Below are 16,407 nucleotides of genomic sequence, written 5' to 3'. Positions count from 1 at the left end.
CCCCAGGCAGTCGCCCAATGGAATTGGCCTCCCACAGGAGGGCTGGGCAATGATCTGGAGGGGGGCTTTAGCCCGCGATAAACAAGGTTCATCGCACCTTGGCCGGAAATTGCTTCGCTGCCACGCCAGAATGCGATGAACTAAAAATAAACCCTAGAAGTTGGGTTTGCGCTTCTCGACAAACGCGCTCATGCCCTCTTTCTGCTCCTGGCCTGCAAAGCAGAAGGCGAACAGGCTGGTTTCCAGGGCCAAGGCGCTATCGAGGTCCTGATCCATGCCGTCATGCACGGCCTGCTTGGCACCGCGGACCGACTGCGGCCCGTTGCCCTTCAGCTGCTTGGTAAGCTCTTCAACATAGTTCTCAAGCTCGGCCTGGGGCATTACCCGGTTGACGAGGCCAATGCGCAGCGCTTCGTGGGCATCGATTTTGCGCCCGGTAGTGACCAAATCAATCGCCATGGCGGGACCGACTCGGCGCGGCAAACGCTGGGTGCCGCCAAAGCCGGGAATGACGCCTAGCAGGACTTCCGGCTGGCCGAAGATGGCGTTGTCGCTGGCGACGGCCCAGTCGCAGGCCAGCGCCAGTTCGCAGCCGCCGCCAAGGCAAAACCCGTTGACCAGCGCGACCACCGGCACGGGCAAGGTTTCCAGGCGTTTGATGGTGCGCAGTGCCTGGCTGGCAAAGGCGCGCGCTTCTTCCGGGGTTTTATCACGCATCTCGGTGATGTCTGCCCCGGCCACGAAGGATTTTTCCCCGGCCCCCGTAATCAATACCGCCCGCAGGCTGGGGTGAGCTTCCAATTCGACCAGATGCGCTTCCAAAGCGCTGAGCACTTCGCTGTTCAGCGCGTTCAAGGCTTTGGGACGATTAATGGTCAGGCGTACCACGCCATCGTTATCAACCTTCTCGATCACTGCGTCGCTCATGGCGGCTCCTTAATTGTTATTGCGCGTAGAAGTGGTTACCACTCAACCCTAGCGAACGCTTGGTTGGGTGGCAATCACTTCTTTTGTCGCCCCCTAAGCTTTTTGTCGCCCCCTAAGCTCGCTGCCTGCTATTCGTAGATATAGAACCCACGGCCACTTTTGCGGCCCAGATAGCCTGCGGCCACCATGCGCTTGAGCAGCGGGCAGGGGCGGTACTTGGGATCGCCAAAACCTTCCTGCAGCACTTCCATGATCGCCAAGCACACATCCAGGCCAATCAAATCCGCCAGCGCCAGCGGCCCCATGGGATGGGCGGCACCCAGCTTCATGGCGTCATCGATGGCTTCCGGCGTGGCGGTGCCTTCCTGCACGATAAACGCGGCCTCGTTGATCATCGGCACCAGCAAACGGTTCACGGCAAAGCCCGGCGCATCGCCCACCGGCACAGCGGTTTTGCCCAGCGCTTTGGTCAGCGCTTCGATGCGCTCTACGGTGGCATCCGAGGTCTGCTCGGCGCGGATCACCTCGACCAACTTGAGTACCGGCACCGGGTTGAAGAAGTGCATGCCTACCACCCGCTCAGGGCGCTCGCAGACCGCCGCCAGCCGAGTCAGTGATAGAGACGACGTGTTCGACGCCAGAATAGCGTCGCTGCTCAAATGGCTGAGATCCCGAAACAGCTTCTCTTTCAATGCGGGCTGCTCGGGGGCAGCTTCGATGATCACGCTGCAGTCGCTGAGCGCATCCAGCGCCGTGGTGGTCGAAAGCCGAGCCAGCGCTTCCTGCTTGCCCTCTGCCGTCATCTTCTCTTTGGCAACGAGCTTCTCGAGCCCTTTATCGATTGCATTTTTGGCGCGAGTGAGCTGCTCATCGGCGACATCGTAGAGCCTCACGTTAAAGCCACTGGCGGCCACCACTTGAGCAATCCCCTGCCCCATGGTGCCTGCGCCTACCACGCCAATCCGCTGTTCGCTCATCGCTGTTCCCCTGACTGGTGCTGTCTGGCTTCTTCGCGCAGCACGAATTTTTGAATTTTGCCCGTGGACGTTTTGGGCAGTTCGCTAAAAACCACCGTTTTCGGCACTTTAAAGCTCGCAAGATGCTTACGGCAGTGGGCAATGATATCCGCCTCGGTGACTTCGCCGTAACCTATTTTCAGTTTGACGAACGCGCAGGGCGTTTCGCCCCACTTTTCATCCGGCTTCGCGACCACGGCGGCCTCTTCCACCGCTGGATGGCTGTAAATGGCATCTTCGACTTCGATGGTGGAGATGTTTTCACCGCCCGAGATGATGATATCTTTCGAGCGATCTTTAATCTCGATATAGCCGTCGGCATGCCATACCGCCAAGTCGCCCGTGTGGTACCAGCCGCCCTCCAGCGCTTTTTCCGTGGCCTCGGCGTTTTTGAGATATCCCTTCATCACGTTGTTGCCGCGCATCAGGATTTCGCCGATGGTTTGGCCATCCTTGGCAACGGGTTCCAGCGTGACCGGATCAGCGACGCAGAGCGCTTCCAGCATGTGGTAGCGCACGCCCTGGCGTGACTTGAGTTTGGCCCGCGACTCCAGCGGCAGTTCGTCCCAGGCCGCGTGCCAGGCACATACCGTGACCGGGCCATACACTTCCGTCAGGCCATAAACGTGGGTCACTTCAATGCCCAGCTTTTCCACCCCGGCTATCACCGAGGCAGGCGGCGCGGCCCCAGCGGTGGTCACCTTCACCGGATGATCGAACACCCGCTTCTGTTCGGCGGGCAGGTTCACCAGCCCATTGAGCACGATCGGCGCACCGCTAAAGTGAGTGACGCCCTCTGCAGCGATCAAATCGGTAATGCGTTTGGGGTCTACCTTGCGTAAGCAAACGCTGACGCCTGCATTGGCGGCAATGGTCCAGGGGAAACACCAGCCGTTGCAGTGGAACATCGGTAGCGTCCACAGGTAGACAGGATGGTGCGGCATGCCCCACTCGAGAATGTTGCTCACCGCGTTCAGGTAGGCACCGCGATGGTGATACACCACCCCTTTGGGTTTTCCCGTGGTCCCAGACGTGTAATTCAATGAAATCGCCTGCCACTCGTCGCTGGGCAGTTGATAAGCGTACTCCGGGTCGCCCTCGGCCAGCAGCGCCTCGTACTCCAGCTCGCCAATGCCTTGGGTTTCACCCAAAAACTCCGGGTCAGCCACGTCGATGATCAGCGGCTTGCTCTCCAACGTGGCCACTGCCGCTTGAATCACCTCGGCAAACTCAGGATCCACCAGAATCGCCCTGGCTTCGCCATGGGCCAGCATGTAGCGGATGGCATCGGCATCGAGGCGGATATTCAGCGTATTCAGCACGCAGCCCGCCAGCGGCACACCGAAGTGGGCCTCGAACATTGCGGGTACATTGGGCAGCATGGCCGCCACTGTCTGGCCCGGCTGAATACCGCGTTTTTCCAGCGCGGAGGCGAGCCTACGGCAGCGTGCCCAGGTCTCTGCCCAGGTGCGGCGCGTCTGGCCATGCACCACGGCCGGGTAATCGGGATACACCGCCGCCGAACGCTCGATGAACGTTAGAGGGGAAAGCGCCACGTGATTGGCGGCTGTCGGTGGTAGATCTTGTTCAAAGATGGAGGTCATGATCGGTTTTGCACTCTTGGTTTTATTATTGAAGGTTTTATGACTGAGGGTTTTATTGGGCGCGAGGCTCGCCATGGGCGATGCCTGATGAACACCGCCGCCTGGAAGGCGGCGGCAGTGGGATCAGTAGGCGACGCGGCTGTCAAACTGGCTAAAACACTGCATGCCGGCCTCGATCACCGCGCGCTGGGCACGCCCGACCGGCAGCCACTGGTGGATGACGAACTCGGCGCTGCACAGCTTGGTGCGGTAAAACGGGTCGTCGCTGCCCTGGGTAATGGCTTGCTGGGCATGCAGCGCCGCCTGGCCCATCTGCCAGGCGCACAGCACATGGCCCGCCAGGTTCAAGAGAGGCGTGGCGTAGGCTTGCACAGCATCCGGCCCCTGTTCAGGGTGGCTACCCTGCTCCAGCACGATTTCCATGGCGGCCTGCAGGTCGTCAGCGGCATCGCTCAACAGCGGCCCCATGGCATTCAGCCGCGTACTCTTACTCAGGTCGTCAGCGGTGTTGCGTACCTCGGCCAACAGGGCCAGCAAGGCGGCACCACCATCGCGCTGCAGTTTGCGACCTGCCAGGTCCAGCGCCTGAATGCCGTTGGTGCCTTCATAGATGGGCGCGATGCGGGCATCTCGGAGCAGCTGGGCAGCGCCGGTCTCTTCCACATAGCCCATGCCGCCGTGCACCTGAACCCCCATGGAAGCAATGTCCACGGCCTGGTCGGTAGAGAAACTCTTGACGATAGGAATCAGTACATCCACACAGGCCTGGGCCGACTGGCGCTCGGCGTCATCGGCCGCATGACGGGCAACATCCAGCTGGCCAGCGCAGTAGAGGGCCAGCGCACGCAGCGCATCGGTACGGGCACGCATGGACAGCAGCATACGGCGCACATCGAAGTGGTCGCTGATGGTGCAGTCGCTGCCGCCACGCTGCTTGGGTGAACGCCCCTGGGTGCGGTCATTGGCGTAGGCAAACGCGTGCTGGCAGGCGCGCTCGGCCACGCCAATGCCCTGAATACCGACCTTATGACGTGCCTCGTTCATCATGGTGAACATATGGTTGAGCCCGCGCCCCTCCTCCCCCACCAGATAGCCCACGGCACCGCCGGCTTCACCAAAGCTGAGAGTACAGGTGGGCGACCCGTGAATGCCGAGCTTGTGCTCGATGGAGGCGCAGGTGACATCGTTACGCTCGCCCAGCGAGCCATCGTCGTTGACCAGGAACTTAGGCACCAAAAAGAGAGAGATACCCTTATTGCCTTCCGGGGCATCGGGCTTACGGGCAAGAACGAGGTGAATGATGTTGTCGGCAGCGTCGTGCTCGCCCCAGGTGATGTAGATCTTTTGACCGCTGATGCGGTAGTGATCGCCTTCTGGAACGGCTTTGGTACGCACCTTGGAAAGATCCGACCCCGCCTGGGGTTCGGTGAGGTTCATGGTGCCGGTCCAGGAGCCCTCGACCAATTTGGGCAGGTAGGTCGCTTTTAAGGCATCGCTGCCGTGATGGGCCAGCGCCTCGATGGCACCGGCGGTGAGCATCGGGCACAGCCCTAACGCCATGTTCGCGCCGTGGAGCATCTCCTGCACCGCACTGGCCACCACTTCGGGCAGGTTCTGACCGCCCAGTGCTTCAGACACGCCAATGCCGTTCCAACCACCCTCTACATACGCCAGGTAAGCGGCCGCGAAGCCTTCGGGGGTAGTGACGCTGCCATCGGTGTGACGTTGGGCTCCCTGACGGTCTCCCGTACTATTGAGCGGCCCCCAGACGTCACCTGCCAACTTCGCAGCTTCTTCCAGTACGGCTTCAACGAGATCCGGGGTGGCTTCTGCGAAGCCTGGCAGCGACAGCGAGCGATGCGCCAGCATCTCTTCCAGCACAAAGCGCAGATCGCGGACCGGCGCGGCGTAGTAATTCATGGCAATACCTCGGGCAAAAGGATCGGTGTAGCAAAAACACTATCTTCGATAGTAGTTTCACTACTTCCAGCGCACCATTAGCCCAAGGTCTCACCTGATAGCCGCCTCAGCGACTTATTTGCGCACCTCGGTTTCTACGTCGTCGTAATAAGTGATGTGGCTTTCGTCTTCCTGGGGCGGCCCCACTACCGGCTCGGCGACCTCCACTTCCGGCACCACATCGGAAAGGTCTTCCAGATGCTCATGCTCAAGCGCCCCCTGCACCAGCTCTTCGGTCACCACCAGTTCAGCACCGGCAGCGGTCATGGGCGTCGTGGCGGTAAACGGCGCCACGGGGACCGGGGCCGGGCGCACGCTGCGGCGCCACGTGAAGAACAGCACGAAGAACAGGCTGAGCGAGCCAAAGGCCCAGAACAGTCCGGCATCGCCCATGGCGGTCATCACCGGCGAAATCATCAGCGGGCTGATGGTGGCCCCGATGGAGTTGATCAGCAATAGGCCCTGGCTCATGCGCACCAGCGCCCCTGCGGGTGCACGGTCGGCGGCGTGGCTCACGGCCACCGGGTAAAGCGCAAATACGCCCCCACCCAGCAGGAACAGCAGCGCGACCAACAAAGGAGTAGAGAGCGGTAGCCAGAGCATGGCTGCCGAGATCACCACGCAGAACGCGCTGATGCCGATCAGCACCATCTGGCGGTCGTGGCGGTCCGACCAGCGGCCAATCGGGTATTGCAGCAGCATGGCGCCAAGAATCACCACCGCCATCAGTTGCCCCACCTGATTGACACTCATGCCGATACGCTGGAGATAGAGCGGCAACAGCGTATAAGCCGCCGCCACCACCATGCCCGACCCCAGGCTGCCCATCACGCCGGTCGGGGTCATGGTGATCAGCCGATGCGGGGGTAATGGCTCGGCATGCTCGATGAGTGGCGATACGCGGGGAATCATGGCCATCGGCAGTACCGACAGCGACGCCAGCAGGCCGATCACCATGAAGGGCGCGGTGTCGCCCATGGCACTGGTCACGCCGAGCATCAATTGCCCCAGCACGCCAGCGGCATAAAGAGAAATCATGTAGAGCGCCAGCAGGCGGCCACGCACTTTCTGGTCGCCCGCGGTCAACAGCCAGCTCTCGATGACCAGATAGACCCCTACCGTGGCCCAACCGCCCACCAGGCGCAGGGCAAACCACGCCCAAGGGTCGAAGAACAACCCCTGCAACAGCACGGTGACAGCCACCAGCGACGCAAAACTGCCGTAAGCACGAATATGGCCAATGCGCAGCAACAGGCGATCATTGAACATGGCCCCCAGGGCCAGTCCAATGAAATAGGCAGACGACACGATACCGATCACCGTGACCGACTCGCCCGCAGCGTCCAGTCGAATGGTGATCAAGGTGGCGAGAAAACCGTTGCCAATGCCCAGAATGAACAGCCCGAGTAGGGGCGCCAGCGCCATGGCCAGCAGTTGCCGCGACATGCGTACCTCACATTGCATTGAGTATGAATCGATGGCCGTTTGTACGCCTATCGCACCGGCAGGCAGAAAACGGGCGCGCAATTATTGCTGCCAGCGGCATAAAGTCAATGCTTTTTCAGCCCCATGCCCAGCAGTCTGGTGTTTTTGATAACTGAATACTTCATTGGCGGAAAATTCGTCTATCCCAAGCCATGGAATGACGTTTCTTGCCCTTCCCAAAATAGCTGCCCGGCGCCCATCGCGCGACCCATGGGCACCTTAAACCCCACATAGCCATGCAACCGTGGCAAACTGATGACACTGTCGGTGACCCAGTCACGGCCTTGCGACGGCGCGATGGTCGTGCGACTGCCGCTGACATGGCGGGCAGCGTCGCATCATCGTATTCTCTGGTTTTACGTTCGTATTTAAGGAAAGAGGCATGCTTTCAGGTCTGGACCATCTTGTTGTAACCGTGACCGATATGGGTCGCGCCGTGGATTTTTACTCCCGTGTGCTGGGTCTGGATGTGCGTTATCGGGATGCCCAACGGGTCGACCTGTTGCTGGGTGATACGGCCCTGCGCCTGCATCAAACCGACACTGACATTGCCCCGGTGTCGGCCACCCCAACGCCTGGCAGCCTGGACTTGTGCCTGCGCTGCCAACTGCCGCTGGATGAGTTCAAGCAGCATCTGGACGCGCTCGAAGTCGATGTGGAGCTAGGTCCGGTGGCCCGCCAGGGCGCCAATGGCCCCATCGAATCCCTCTACCTGCGCGACCCCGACGGCAACCTGCTCGAAATCTGTCGGCCAGCCGCACGCCAGCCCTGAACCAGACCGCCATACTGGGCGGGCCGACGGGTGATAAGTCGCCCTGCCCACGCTATCATGGCGGGCTAACAGGGTATCCGCTGGATGCTATCGTCGAATCGAAAAGAAGGAACGCCCATGCGCGACGACACCCCCATCGAAGGTGAAGTGGTCAACCGCACCGACACATCTGAAACGCCCTCACCGGCTCCCGACACCACCATGGCCATGGTGATCTATGCTCTTTATCTGGCCAGTTTCGTGGTGGGCTTCACCTCAGTCATCGGGGTGATCATTGCCTACGTGTATCGCGGCAAGGGCCCTGTCTGGCTGGACGAACACTACCGTTATCAAATTCGTACGTTCTGGATCGGGCTACTGTACGGCAGTATCGCCACGCTGCTGACGCTCATCCTCATCGGCTTTCCGCTGCTGCTGGCCTTTGCCGTGTGGTTTATCGTGCGCTGCGTCAAAGGCTTCAAAGGGCTGCAAGAGAAGCGCGCGCCCTCCAACGTCGACAGTTGGCTGCTGTGATCCCATGAGTGAACCGTTACACACCCGCCGGGCGCAGTATCAGGCCCGTGCCATCGCCGGGCTTTGGCGCATGCTCTCCCGCTGGCCCGTCACTCGGCTATGGCGCATTGCAGCCTTCATGGGGCCTCAGATCTACCGCTTCAGCAAGCGTGAGCGACGCGTGACCGAGCTGAACCTGGCGCGGGTTTTTCCAGACCAGTCCGCTCAGCAGCGCAAGGCGTTTGCGATTCAGAGCCTGCAGCACTCCACGGCCACCATGCTGGAGCTTGGCCACGCTTGGATGGCGCCTCCCGAGAAGGTGGAAGCCAGCATTCTGGCCGTGCACGGGCGCGACAAGCTGGACAGCGCACGGGCCGAAGGGCGCGGCGTCATCGTACTGGCGCCCCACTTTGGCAACTGGGAAGTGCTCAACTTCTGGCTCTCCAGCCACTTCCCGTTCACGGCCATGTACGAACCGCCCAAGATCGCTGACCTGGAAGCCATTACGCGCCACGGCCGGGAGCGCATGGGCGCACAGCTGGTGCCGACCAACCCTCGTGGGGTCGCCTCCCTGCTGAAAGCCTTGAAGCGCAGCGAAGCCATCGGCATCCTGCCCGACCAGGAACCCGCCTGGGGCAGTGGCGTATTCGCGCAGTTCTACGGGCACGAGGCCTACACGGCCACCTTGCTACCCAAGCTGGTCGCTCGGACCCAGGCTCGTGTGGTCACGGGAGTGGCACGACGTATTCCCGGCAAGGGGTTCGAGATTCACTTTCTGGATGCCGACGAACGGGTCTACAGCGAGGACGACACGCTGTCAGCCACCGGTGTCAACGCCAGCGTGGAAGCTTCGATTGCCCTGGACCCACCCCAGTACCAATGGGAATACAAGCGCTACCGCAAGGTCGTGGAGGAGCAGCAAGGGCTCGCCAACGCCAACGATTTCCGCCTTTATTGAACGAGAGTGGCATGACCGAATCTTCCCCCCACCCGCCTAACCCGCCACAGGATACGCGCCCGCCGCAGATCGTCTATGCGCTGTACCTGGCCGGGCTGGTCACCGCCAACATCACCCTGCTGATAGGTGTGATCGTGGCGTATGTGTACCGTCGCGAGGCAGCGCCCTGGCTGCAGGCCCACTACCGCTACCTGATTCGCACATTCTGGATCGGCAGCCTCTATTTCCTGGTCACGTTCACCTTGACCCTGCTGTTTCTCGGCGCGCTGCTGTGGCCGCTGCTGGCCCTTTGGCTGGGCGTGCGCTGCACGCTTGGCTGGCTGGCGGTACGCAAGGGCCAGCCCCCGGCAAGGCCTGGCAGCTGGCTGTGGTGAAGAAGCATCTGGCTGTGTTGAAGAAGTAGCGGCGGGCTCAGTCGTCGCTGTGGCGCGCGTAAACATCGTCCAACCGTTCGATGTCATCTTCGCCCAGGTAGCTGCCGGACTGCACCTCGATCAGCTCCAACGGAATCTTGCCCGGGTTCTCCAGCCGATGCAGCGCCCCTATCGGGATGTAGGTCGATTGGTTCTCGCTGACCAGAAAGGTGCGCTCCTCCACGGTGACCTTGGCAGTGCCGCTCACCACCACCCAGTGCTCGGCGCGATGATGATGGCGCTGCAACGACAGCCGTGCACCGGGGCGCACGGTAATGTGCTTGACCTGATAGCGCTGGCCGCTGTCCATGGCCTGAAAACTGCCCCAGGGGCGGTGCACCAGCGGTGACGAGCAGGGCTCACGCCGCCCTGCCTCGCTCAAGGCCGCCACCAGTTGCTTGACCCCCTGCGCATGATCGCGGCGAGCCACCAGCACGCTGTCCGACGTTTCCACTACTACCAGGTCTTCGACGCCCAGGGTCGCCACCAGGCGATGATTGGCCACCACCAGCGAGCGCTGGGTATCTCGCAATACGCCGTCACCGGTCACCACGTTGCCAGACGCATCAGGGGTGTGCGTGGCCATCAGCGCATCGAAGCTACCGATGTCGCTCCATCGCGCGTCCAGCGGCACGACGGCGGCCCTGGCACAGTGCTCCATCACCGCATAGTCGATGGACTCGCTGGGGCAGCGCTTGAAAGAGGCCTCGTGCAAGCGCAGGAAATCGAGATCGTGGTGCGCCTCGTCTACCGCTACCTGACAGGCCGCCAGCATGTCAGACTGTAGCCGTGCCAGCTCGGCGAGATAGTCCGATGCCCGCAGCAGGAACATGCCGCTGTTCCACAGCGTATTGCCTTCGGCCAGCAGGGCCTTGGCTTTTTCAAGAGGGGGCTTTTCGATGAAGGCATCCAGATGGTGGCCATCTCCCAACGCCGCGCCGCAGGCAATGTAACCGTAGCCGGTTTCCGGATGAGTCGGCACGACGCCAAAGGTCACCAGATAACCTTGCTCAGCCAACGGCGTGGCCCGCCGCACACTGTCGGTGAACGCTGCCACATCGCCAATCACATGGTCGGCGGGCAGCACCAGCAAAAGTGGGTCGTCCCCCGTCTGGCGTGCCAACAGCGCGGCACAGGCGATGGCCGGGGCCGTATTGCGCCCCTCCGGCTCCAGAACTACCTGCCCCTGCTGGCCAGCTTCGCGAAGCTGCTCGGCCATCAAAAAGCGATGCGCGTGATGGCCCATCAACATGGCGGGCTGTGCGGTGATGTCCGCAAGCCGAGCCAGTGTCTGCTGTAACAGGCTCTGCTCGCCGGTCAGGCGCAAAAACTGCTTGGGCATCTGCTCGCGGGAAAGCGGCCACAGCCGTGTACCGCTGCCGCCGCTGAGAATGACGGGTTGAATCATGGTGTCGTCCTTGGTTGCGTACCCGGTAACGGTTCCACTGCGCCAAAATCTTCTTGCAGCCAGTGGCGTAACTGGCTCATGGGTGGGGCATCGAAGGTGGCTGACAGGTCGGGCAGCATACCGTTCACGAAGCCACGCGCCATGAAAGGGGCCAACAGTTCAGGGTCGCCGCTGACGATGTGCACCGGCACCGCCGCGCTGGCATTTTCTCCGGTAATCAGGGGCGCCGCCTGGTGGTCACCCAAGGCAATCAGCAGGGTTTGCTCATCGGCCACCCGCTCTGCCCAGCGCCCGGTGACTTTCACAGCGTAGTCCACAGACCAGGCATAGTGGTCACGAATACGCTCGATATCGCGCCAGATCACCTCGGGCGGGTCGGCCGCGTTCTCCCACGGGGCGAAAATCGACCCATCCCCCACCATCGACCAGTTCTCCAGCACGGGCAGGATGGGCGCCCAGGGGGCATGGCTGGAGATCAGCGCGATTTGGGCAAACACCGGGGAGCCGCCCAGCAAGTGGCGCTGGGTATAGTCCAGCGTAAACTGGTCGGGCATGGTGACCCAGTTGAGCGGCGGCCCTGCGTAAGGCATGTCTCTGGCAGCGACGATCTGGTCGAAACCGTAGGCTTCGCCTTCGGGCCAGGCCAGGGTAATGGCTGGCATCACGGTCAGCGTGTGCTGGCCCGTGGCGCGAAAATCATCGATCAGCGTGGGGTGATCGCTATCGAGCATCAGCCGATACCACAGCTGGTTGTCGATCCAGCGGCCGCTGAGCGTGGTGGCATGGGCCAGCCACGACTGCCCGCCGCGAATCGGCGCATCCATCAACCCGGACACCACCGCTAGCCCGCGTTGCTCCAGGCGCGACTCGATCTCGGCCAGAGTAGCCAGAATCTGCCGGTTGTAGCGCGGGTCATCCAGCGCCGTGACGCCGTAGGACTCGATGAAGGTCAGCAGCACATCGCGCCCTTCCAGCCCAGGCAACGCCCGGGTGGCCATGGGTGAAGCCTGCAGCTGTTCGGTGAAGGCCAGCCGTGCCTGATGGGTCGAAACCACCTGCTGCCACTGAAAACGCGCCGTGTTCACCACCGGCAGCGTAGAATGGGGCACCCAGCGGTAGCGGTTTGCCTCCAGCAGCAGCAGGCCCGCAGCCACCACCAGAACCCCCAGAGCAAGCTTGCCCTGACCGCGCGCCAGCGAAAGCGGCACCCTGGGAAGCAGCAAGCGCAACAACCCCCATACACCCCCCAACAGCACCACCAATGCCAGTAGCATCAAGCAAATAGCCGCAAGTTGGCCTACATTACCTACAAGCAGGTGGTAAACGGAGCGCATCAGCGGCACGTCGAGATACAGGTTCAACGAACGGCCAAAAGCGCTGTGGGTGGCGGCATCCCCAAGATTGATGAGCGTGAACAAGGCCAGCGCACTGACCACCAGTAGGCCAGCGGCACTTCGCCATGGCCGGGCAGGGAGCAACCACAAGGTGGGCACCAGCACCCAAGCCTCCCAGGCCAACAGCGGCACCCCCCAGGTGCCAAAGCGCCACCACAGCGGCATGACCAGTAATGTATTGACCACCAGGATAGCGAGCAGGAGACGAAACATTCACACCTCTTGGGCAATTGACAGGCCGTTGACAAGGCCATGGAACAAGCCAGACCTGCCCATTTTGGCTGGTCAGAACGCATTGCGGTGCCACAATCAATAAACAGGACTTGTTAAGCGTACAGCTTTTGTTTAATTATTTCATATCACATTGTGCTGTCGTCTTTGGGTTGACCACGAAAGGAACTCGATCATGGGCCGTCGTACCGCTGCAAGCTGGATGATGTCGTTGAGCTGGTTGTGCTCTGCCTCAGCCATGGCCAGCCAGGAACAAGTACTTTTCGAGGCTATCATAGCGCAGGCCCAGCAGCTGGCCGATGCGCCCTATCAGACACCCGAAGCCACCCTGCCGGAGGCGCTGCAATCACTGGACTACGACGGATATCGGCAGATTCGCTTCAACCCGGAGCGCGCCTACTGGAAAGACGAAAGCCCGTTCAGCCTACAGCTTTTTCATAGCGGCTTTCTGTTTCAAACGCCGGTTACCCTGAATGTGCTGGATGGTGAGACCTTGTCTCCCCTGGCCTTCAGCAAACAGGACTTCACCTACGACGGTGCGGCCAGTGAACTGCTGGAGCACGACCTGAGCGGCAGCGGTCATGCCGGTTTCAGGCTCCACTACCCTATCAACGACCCGGACTACGCGGACGAATTTGCGGTGTTTCTGGGCGCCAGCTACTTCAGGCTGGTAGGCCAGGGGCAAGCGTATGGGCTCTCCACACGGGGCCTGGCCATCGATACCGCCTCCGAGCGGGGGGAGGAGTTTCCGGAGTTTCGTGAATTCTGGCTGGTCAAGCCCGAGCAGGAGGACGAGAGCGTTACGCTCATGGCGCTACTGGATAGCCCATCGCTGAGCGGCGCCTATCGCATCACGCTGACACCCGGTGAACAGACCGAAGCCGAGGTGGAAGCCGAGCTGTTTGCTCGCAGCGACGTGGCCAAGCTGGGGGTTGCCCCACTGACCAGCATGTTCACCTTTGGGGAAGCAACAGCTCAGCGGCCCGACGACTTTCGCCCCCAGGTTCACGACTCGGATGGGCTGCTGGTTCACACCGGCCAGGATGAGTGGATATGGCGCCCGCTGCAAAACCCCTCGGCCCTGCGTATCTCCGCGTTCATGGACCATGATCCACAGGGGTTTGGCCTGATGCAGCGAGAGCGCCACTTCGATCGTTATCTGGATCTGGAAGCTCACTATCATCGTCGCCCCAGCCAATGGGTCGAACCGATTGGCGACTGGGGGGAGGGCCATGTCGAGCTGGTCGAGATCCCCACGCCGGATGAAACCCACGACAATATCGTTGCCTACTGGGTAGCCGATGCGCCACTGAAGGCGGGTGAATCACGCAGGCTTCACTACCGCACCTATACGCTGAACACTCAGCCCGAGCAGCACGCTCTGGGCCGCGTGATTCGCACGCGCCAAGGCAGTGCTGCCGTCCCTGGAGAAGCCGATTCTGCATCTGCCGACCAGCGCCAGCTGGTGGTCGACTTCATGGGCGGCCCCCTGGAAACGCTGGCCGAGGAGGTCGTACCGGAGCTGGACATCAGCGTACTGGACGGCGAAGCCCAGCTTCCCCAGGTGAAGCGGCTACCCGACCATGGCTGGCGGGCCACCTTCCGTTTGCCCTCCGATCGCCCCAGCGATATACGCCTGCGCCTGACCCACGACGGGGAGCCACTGACCGAGAGCTGGAACTACGTATGGTATCCCGATGCCTAGTTCGACGTCTCTTGGCCCCCTCATTCCCTGGCTGAATGCCCGCCGTACGCTGCTGGCCACGCTGGTCATCGGCACCAGCGTGGTTGGCTGCCTGGTCATGGCCAACGTGGTCGCCAACCTGGCGCTCGGCTGGCGCATCGTCATGCTGGTGCTGTTTGGGCTGACCTTCAGCTGGATCGCCCTGGCCTTCTGGGGAGCGGTATGCGGCTTCATCTTGTGCAGCCTGCGGCTGGACCCTCTGACCTTGAAACGTCAGTCTCATAGGCCAGCCCTCAATGCGCTATCCAGCAAAACGGCCTTGATCATGCCGATTTATGCCGAGCCCCCCATCCCCACTCTGGCCGGTCTCGAAGCCACCTGTCGCTCGTTGCTCCAGGAAATGAGCAGCAACCCTCACTATGCAGCCACCCCGTTACAAGCGCATTTCGAGGTGTTCATCCTCAGCGACACGCAGCAGGCTGACCAGGCCGCCGAAGAGGCCGCCCATGTGGCCGCCTTGCAGCAGCGGCTGGCTGGCCAGGTGGCCGTGCACTATCGGCGGCGGCCGGACAATCGCGGCCTCAAGGCGGGCAATATTGCCGAGTTTTGCCGTCGCTGGGGGCGGCGCTACGACTACATGATCGTGCTGGATGCCGACAGCCTGATGAGCGGCACCACCTTGCTGCATCTGGTGCATCAGATGCAGCGCTACGCGGGCGTAGGGCTGATCCAGACCGTCCCCTTGCCGGTGGGTCAGCGCACCCTGTTCGGCCGCTTCATTCAGTTTGCGTCGGCGCTGTACAGCCCCATGCTGGCGGCAGGGCAAAGTTTCTGGCAGGGCGACGCCGCCAACTACTGGGGGCATAACGCCATTATCCGCACCCATGCCTTCATGGCCCATGCCGGGTTGCCGACCCTGCCTGGCAAGCCCCCGTTGGGCGGTGAATTATTGAGCCACGACTTTGTCGAGGCCGCCTTGCTCAAGCGGGGCGGCTGGCAAGTGCTGCTGGATACCTCGGCCACGGCCTCCGCCGCCTCGCCCCTGCCCTTGGCAGGCAATCACAGCCTCGAAGCGATGCCCAGCAACCTGCTGGATTTTGCCAAGCGTGATCGGCGCTGGCTGCAGGGCAACCTCCAGCACCTTCGGCTGCTGACCGGTGCCGGGTTTCACCCGATTAGCCGATTGCACTTTCTGTTTGGTGCCTTCGCTTATCTCTCATCGCTGGTATGGCTTGGGCTCTTGCTGTGCACAAGCTTCATGGTGGGTTATCAGGCCATCGACAACGGCGCGCCTCCGCTCTTGCCGCACAGTCTCTCCCTTGGCCTGCTCAGCGTGACGCTCGGCATGCTGCTGGCGCCCAAGATACTCGGCCTTGTGCTGGCGCTGTGGCAAGCCCCCCGCGCCTTCAATGGCCGCCTGGCTCTCATCACCAGCACGCTGCTGGAAATGCTCTTCGCCGCCCTGATCGCACCGTTGATGATGGCGTGGCATAGCCTGTTCATCATCAATGTGTTGATCGGGCGCGCCATCGATTGGCAGACCCAGCATCGGGGCGAGCGCTCGCTGAGCTGGCGGGAAAGCTGGCGGCACACTGGCTGGATGACGCTGTGCGGCAGCCTCTGGGCAGGCTTGATGATCCTTTTTTCACCCTCGGCCTTTGGCTGGCTGACACCAGCCTGGCTTGGCCTGGTCGCGGCAGCCCCGCTGGTGAAGTACTCCAGCAGCGGCACCTGGGGCGGGATGGCCAGCCAACGGCTGGGGTTGCTGCATATCCCCACCGGCTGCCCGACCCCACCCCTGCTGCAAGACTTCGCCGACCTGTGCGCACGTCATTCCCAACGTCTGATCGTCAGTGGCTCGGCCACCCCCAACCAGCCGCCACGGGAGCAGTTCGGTGACATGCCCAGCCAACCGTTGAAGGCCTTGTCCTCGCGCCGAAACGCCGCTTCCCGTGCCAAGGAGCCTCATTAAATGCCTTCATTGACCCTGGCACCGCTGCGCCGCGCAGGCGGCATGGCTCGCTCGCTGTTCATTTACTGGCGGCCGGGGCGGCAGCGCAGCCT

Annotated in this window: 13 protein-coding genes; 6 read left to right on the top strand and 7 right to left on the bottom strand. The window is 61.9% G+C overall.

Translation table 11 applies throughout. From position 1 onward, the window contains the following. Positions 1 to 153: 153 nt before the first annotated feature. From B7L72_RS16365 to B7L72_RS16345, 5 genes are all read right to left on the bottom strand, one after another. On the bottom strand, positions 154 to 927 hold the full coding sequence (locus B7L72_RS16365; RefSeq protein WP_081195551.1) for an enoyl-CoA hydratase-related protein: 774 nt from the start codon (positions 925 to 927) through the stop codon (positions 154 to 156). A gap of 128 nt (positions 928 to 1,055) precedes the next feature. Beyond that, entirely contained in the window at positions 1,056 to 1,952 is an 897-nt protein-coding gene (locus tag B7L72_RS16360; protein WP_081139087.1) for a 3-hydroxybutyryl-CoA dehydrogenase, read from the bottom strand. Further along, the gene (locus B7L72_RS16355; RefSeq protein ID WP_081195733.1) at positions 1,901 to 3,547 is read right to left on the bottom strand and encodes an acyl-CoA synthetase; all 1,647 of its coding nucleotides are present in this window, start codon (positions 3,545 to 3,547) and stop codon (positions 1,901 to 1,903) included. Before B7L72_RS16355 ends, B7L72_RS16360 begins: the two co-directional genes overlap by 52 nt. Before the next feature lie 123 nt (positions 3,548 to 3,670). After that, positions 3,671 to 5,467, bottom strand: a complete 1,797-nt coding sequence (locus B7L72_RS16350; RefSeq protein WP_081195550.1) for an acyl-CoA dehydrogenase — start codon at positions 5,465 to 5,467, stop codon at positions 3,671 to 3,673. Between the two features lie 114 nt (positions 5,468 to 5,581). Further along, positions 5,582 to 6,952 (bottom strand): MFS transporter, encoded by a 1,371-nt coding sequence (locus B7L72_RS16345; protein WP_081195549.1) that lies wholly within the window; start codon positions 6,950 to 6,952, stop codon positions 5,582 to 5,584. A 421-nt stretch (positions 6,953 to 7,373) separates the two neighbouring features. Here B7L72_RS16345 and B7L72_RS16340 point away from each other — a divergent pair, with 421 nt between their 5' ends. From B7L72_RS16340 to B7L72_RS16325, 4 genes are all read left to right on the top strand, one after another. Beyond that, positions 7,374 to 7,763: a VOC family protein gene (locus B7L72_RS16340; RefSeq protein WP_016914602.1), complete on the top strand. Its 390-nt coding sequence runs from the start codon at positions 7,374 to 7,376 to the stop codon at positions 7,761 to 7,763. 117 nt (positions 7,764 to 7,880) lie between these two features. Then, complete coding sequence (locus B7L72_RS16335; RefSeq protein ID WP_016914603.1) at positions 7,881 to 8,276, top strand: DUF4870 family protein; 396 nt, start codon at positions 7,881 to 7,883, stop codon at positions 8,274 to 8,276. A 4-nt stretch (positions 8,277 to 8,280) separates the two neighbouring features. Then, positions 8,281 to 9,213, top strand: a complete 933-nt coding sequence (locus B7L72_RS16330; RefSeq protein ID WP_081195548.1) for a lysophospholipid acyltransferase family protein — start codon at positions 8,281 to 8,283, stop codon at positions 9,211 to 9,213. 11 nt (positions 9,214 to 9,224) lie between these two features. Beyond that, a complete protein-coding gene (locus B7L72_RS16325; RefSeq protein WP_039176564.1) occupies positions 9,225 to 9,587 on the top strand; it encodes a DUF4870 family protein in 363 nt (120 codons plus the stop codon). A 37-nt stretch (positions 9,588 to 9,624) separates the two neighbouring features. Here B7L72_RS16325 and B7L72_RS16320 read toward each other — a convergent pair whose 3' ends face one another. Together B7L72_RS16320 and B7L72_RS16315 are read right to left on the bottom strand one after the other, a co-directional pair. Further along, entirely contained in the window at positions 9,625 to 11,034 is a 1,410-nt protein-coding gene (locus B7L72_RS16320) for a mannose-1-phosphate guanylyltransferase/mannose-6-phosphate isomerase (protein WP_081195547.1), read from the bottom strand. Beyond that, positions 11,031 to 12,641 (bottom strand): alkaline phosphatase, encoded by a 1,611-nt coding sequence (locus tag B7L72_RS16315; RefSeq protein WP_081195546.1) that lies wholly within the window; start codon positions 12,639 to 12,641, stop codon positions 11,031 to 11,033. The genes B7L72_RS16320 and B7L72_RS16315 overlap by 4 nt, the downstream gene beginning before the upstream one ends. A gap of 193 nt (positions 12,642 to 12,834) precedes the next feature. On the opposite strand from B7L72_RS16315, the gene B7L72_RS16310 reads away from it, so the two are divergent. Beyond that, complete coding sequence (locus tag B7L72_RS16310) at positions 12,835 to 14,364, top strand: glucan biosynthesis protein (protein ID WP_081195545.1); 1,530 nt, start codon at positions 12,835 to 12,837, stop codon at positions 14,362 to 14,364. After that, positions 14,357 to 16,315, top strand: a complete 1,959-nt coding sequence (gene mdoH / locus B7L72_RS16305) for a glucans biosynthesis glucosyltransferase MdoH (RefSeq protein WP_081195544.1) — start codon at positions 14,357 to 14,359, stop codon at positions 16,313 to 16,315. Before B7L72_RS16310 ends, mdoH begins: the two co-directional genes overlap by 8 nt. Positions 16,316 to 16,407 lie beyond the last annotated feature (92 nt).

Source organism: Halomonas sp. BC1 (assembly GCF_002078135.1).
In the GTDB taxonomy this organism is placed as follows: domain Bacteria; phylum Pseudomonadota; class Gammaproteobacteria; order Pseudomonadales; family Halomonadaceae; genus Vreelandella; species Vreelandella stevensii.
The sequence above is the reverse complement of the archived record's forward strand: the minus strand, read 5'-3'. Positions and strand labels throughout refer to the sequence as shown.

Bases quoted from the DNA above. Each gene is read 5' to 3' on its own strand.
- B7L72_RS16365 (WP_081195551.1), bottom strand. From the start codon at position 927: ATGAGCGACGCAGTGATCGAGAAGGTTGATAACGATGGCGTGGTACGC.
- B7L72_RS16355 (WP_081195733.1), bottom strand. From the start codon at position 3,547: ATGACCTCCATCTTTGAACAAGATCTACCACCGACAGCCGCCAATCAC.
- B7L72_RS16350 (WP_081195550.1), bottom strand. From the start codon at position 5,467: ATGAATTACTACGCCGCGCCGGTCCGCGATCTGCGCTTTGTGCTGGAA.
- B7L72_RS16345 (WP_081195549.1), bottom strand. From the start codon at position 6,952: ATGTCGCGGCAACTGCTGGCCATGGCGCTGGCGCCCCTACTCGGGCTG.
- B7L72_RS16340 (WP_016914602.1), top strand. From the start codon at position 7,374: ATGCTTTCAGGTCTGGACCATCTTGTTGTAACCGTGACCGATATGGGT.
- B7L72_RS16335 (WP_016914603.1), top strand. From the start codon at position 7,881: ATGCGCGACGACACCCCCATCGAAGGTGAAGTGGTCAACCGCACCGAC.
- B7L72_RS16330 (WP_081195548.1), top strand. From the start codon at position 8,281: ATGAGTGAACCGTTACACACCCGCCGGGCGCAGTATCAGGCCCGTGCC.
- B7L72_RS16325 (WP_039176564.1), top strand. From the start codon at position 9,225: ATGACCGAATCTTCCCCCCACCCGCCTAACCCGCCACAGGATACGCGC.
- B7L72_RS16320 (WP_081195547.1), bottom strand. From the start codon at position 11,034: ATGATTCAACCCGTCATTCTCAGCGGCGGCAGCGGTACACGGCTGTGG.
- B7L72_RS16315 (WP_081195546.1), bottom strand. From the start codon at position 12,641: ATGTTTCGTCTCCTGCTCGCTATCCTGGTGGTCAATACATTACTGGTC.
- B7L72_RS16310 (WP_081195545.1), top strand. From the start codon at position 12,835: ATGGGCCGTCGTACCGCTGCAAGCTGGATGATGTCGTTGAGCTGGTTG.
- mdoH (WP_081195544.1), top strand. From the start codon at position 14,357: ATGCCTAGTTCGACGTCTCTTGGCCCCCTCATTCCCTGGCTGAATGCC.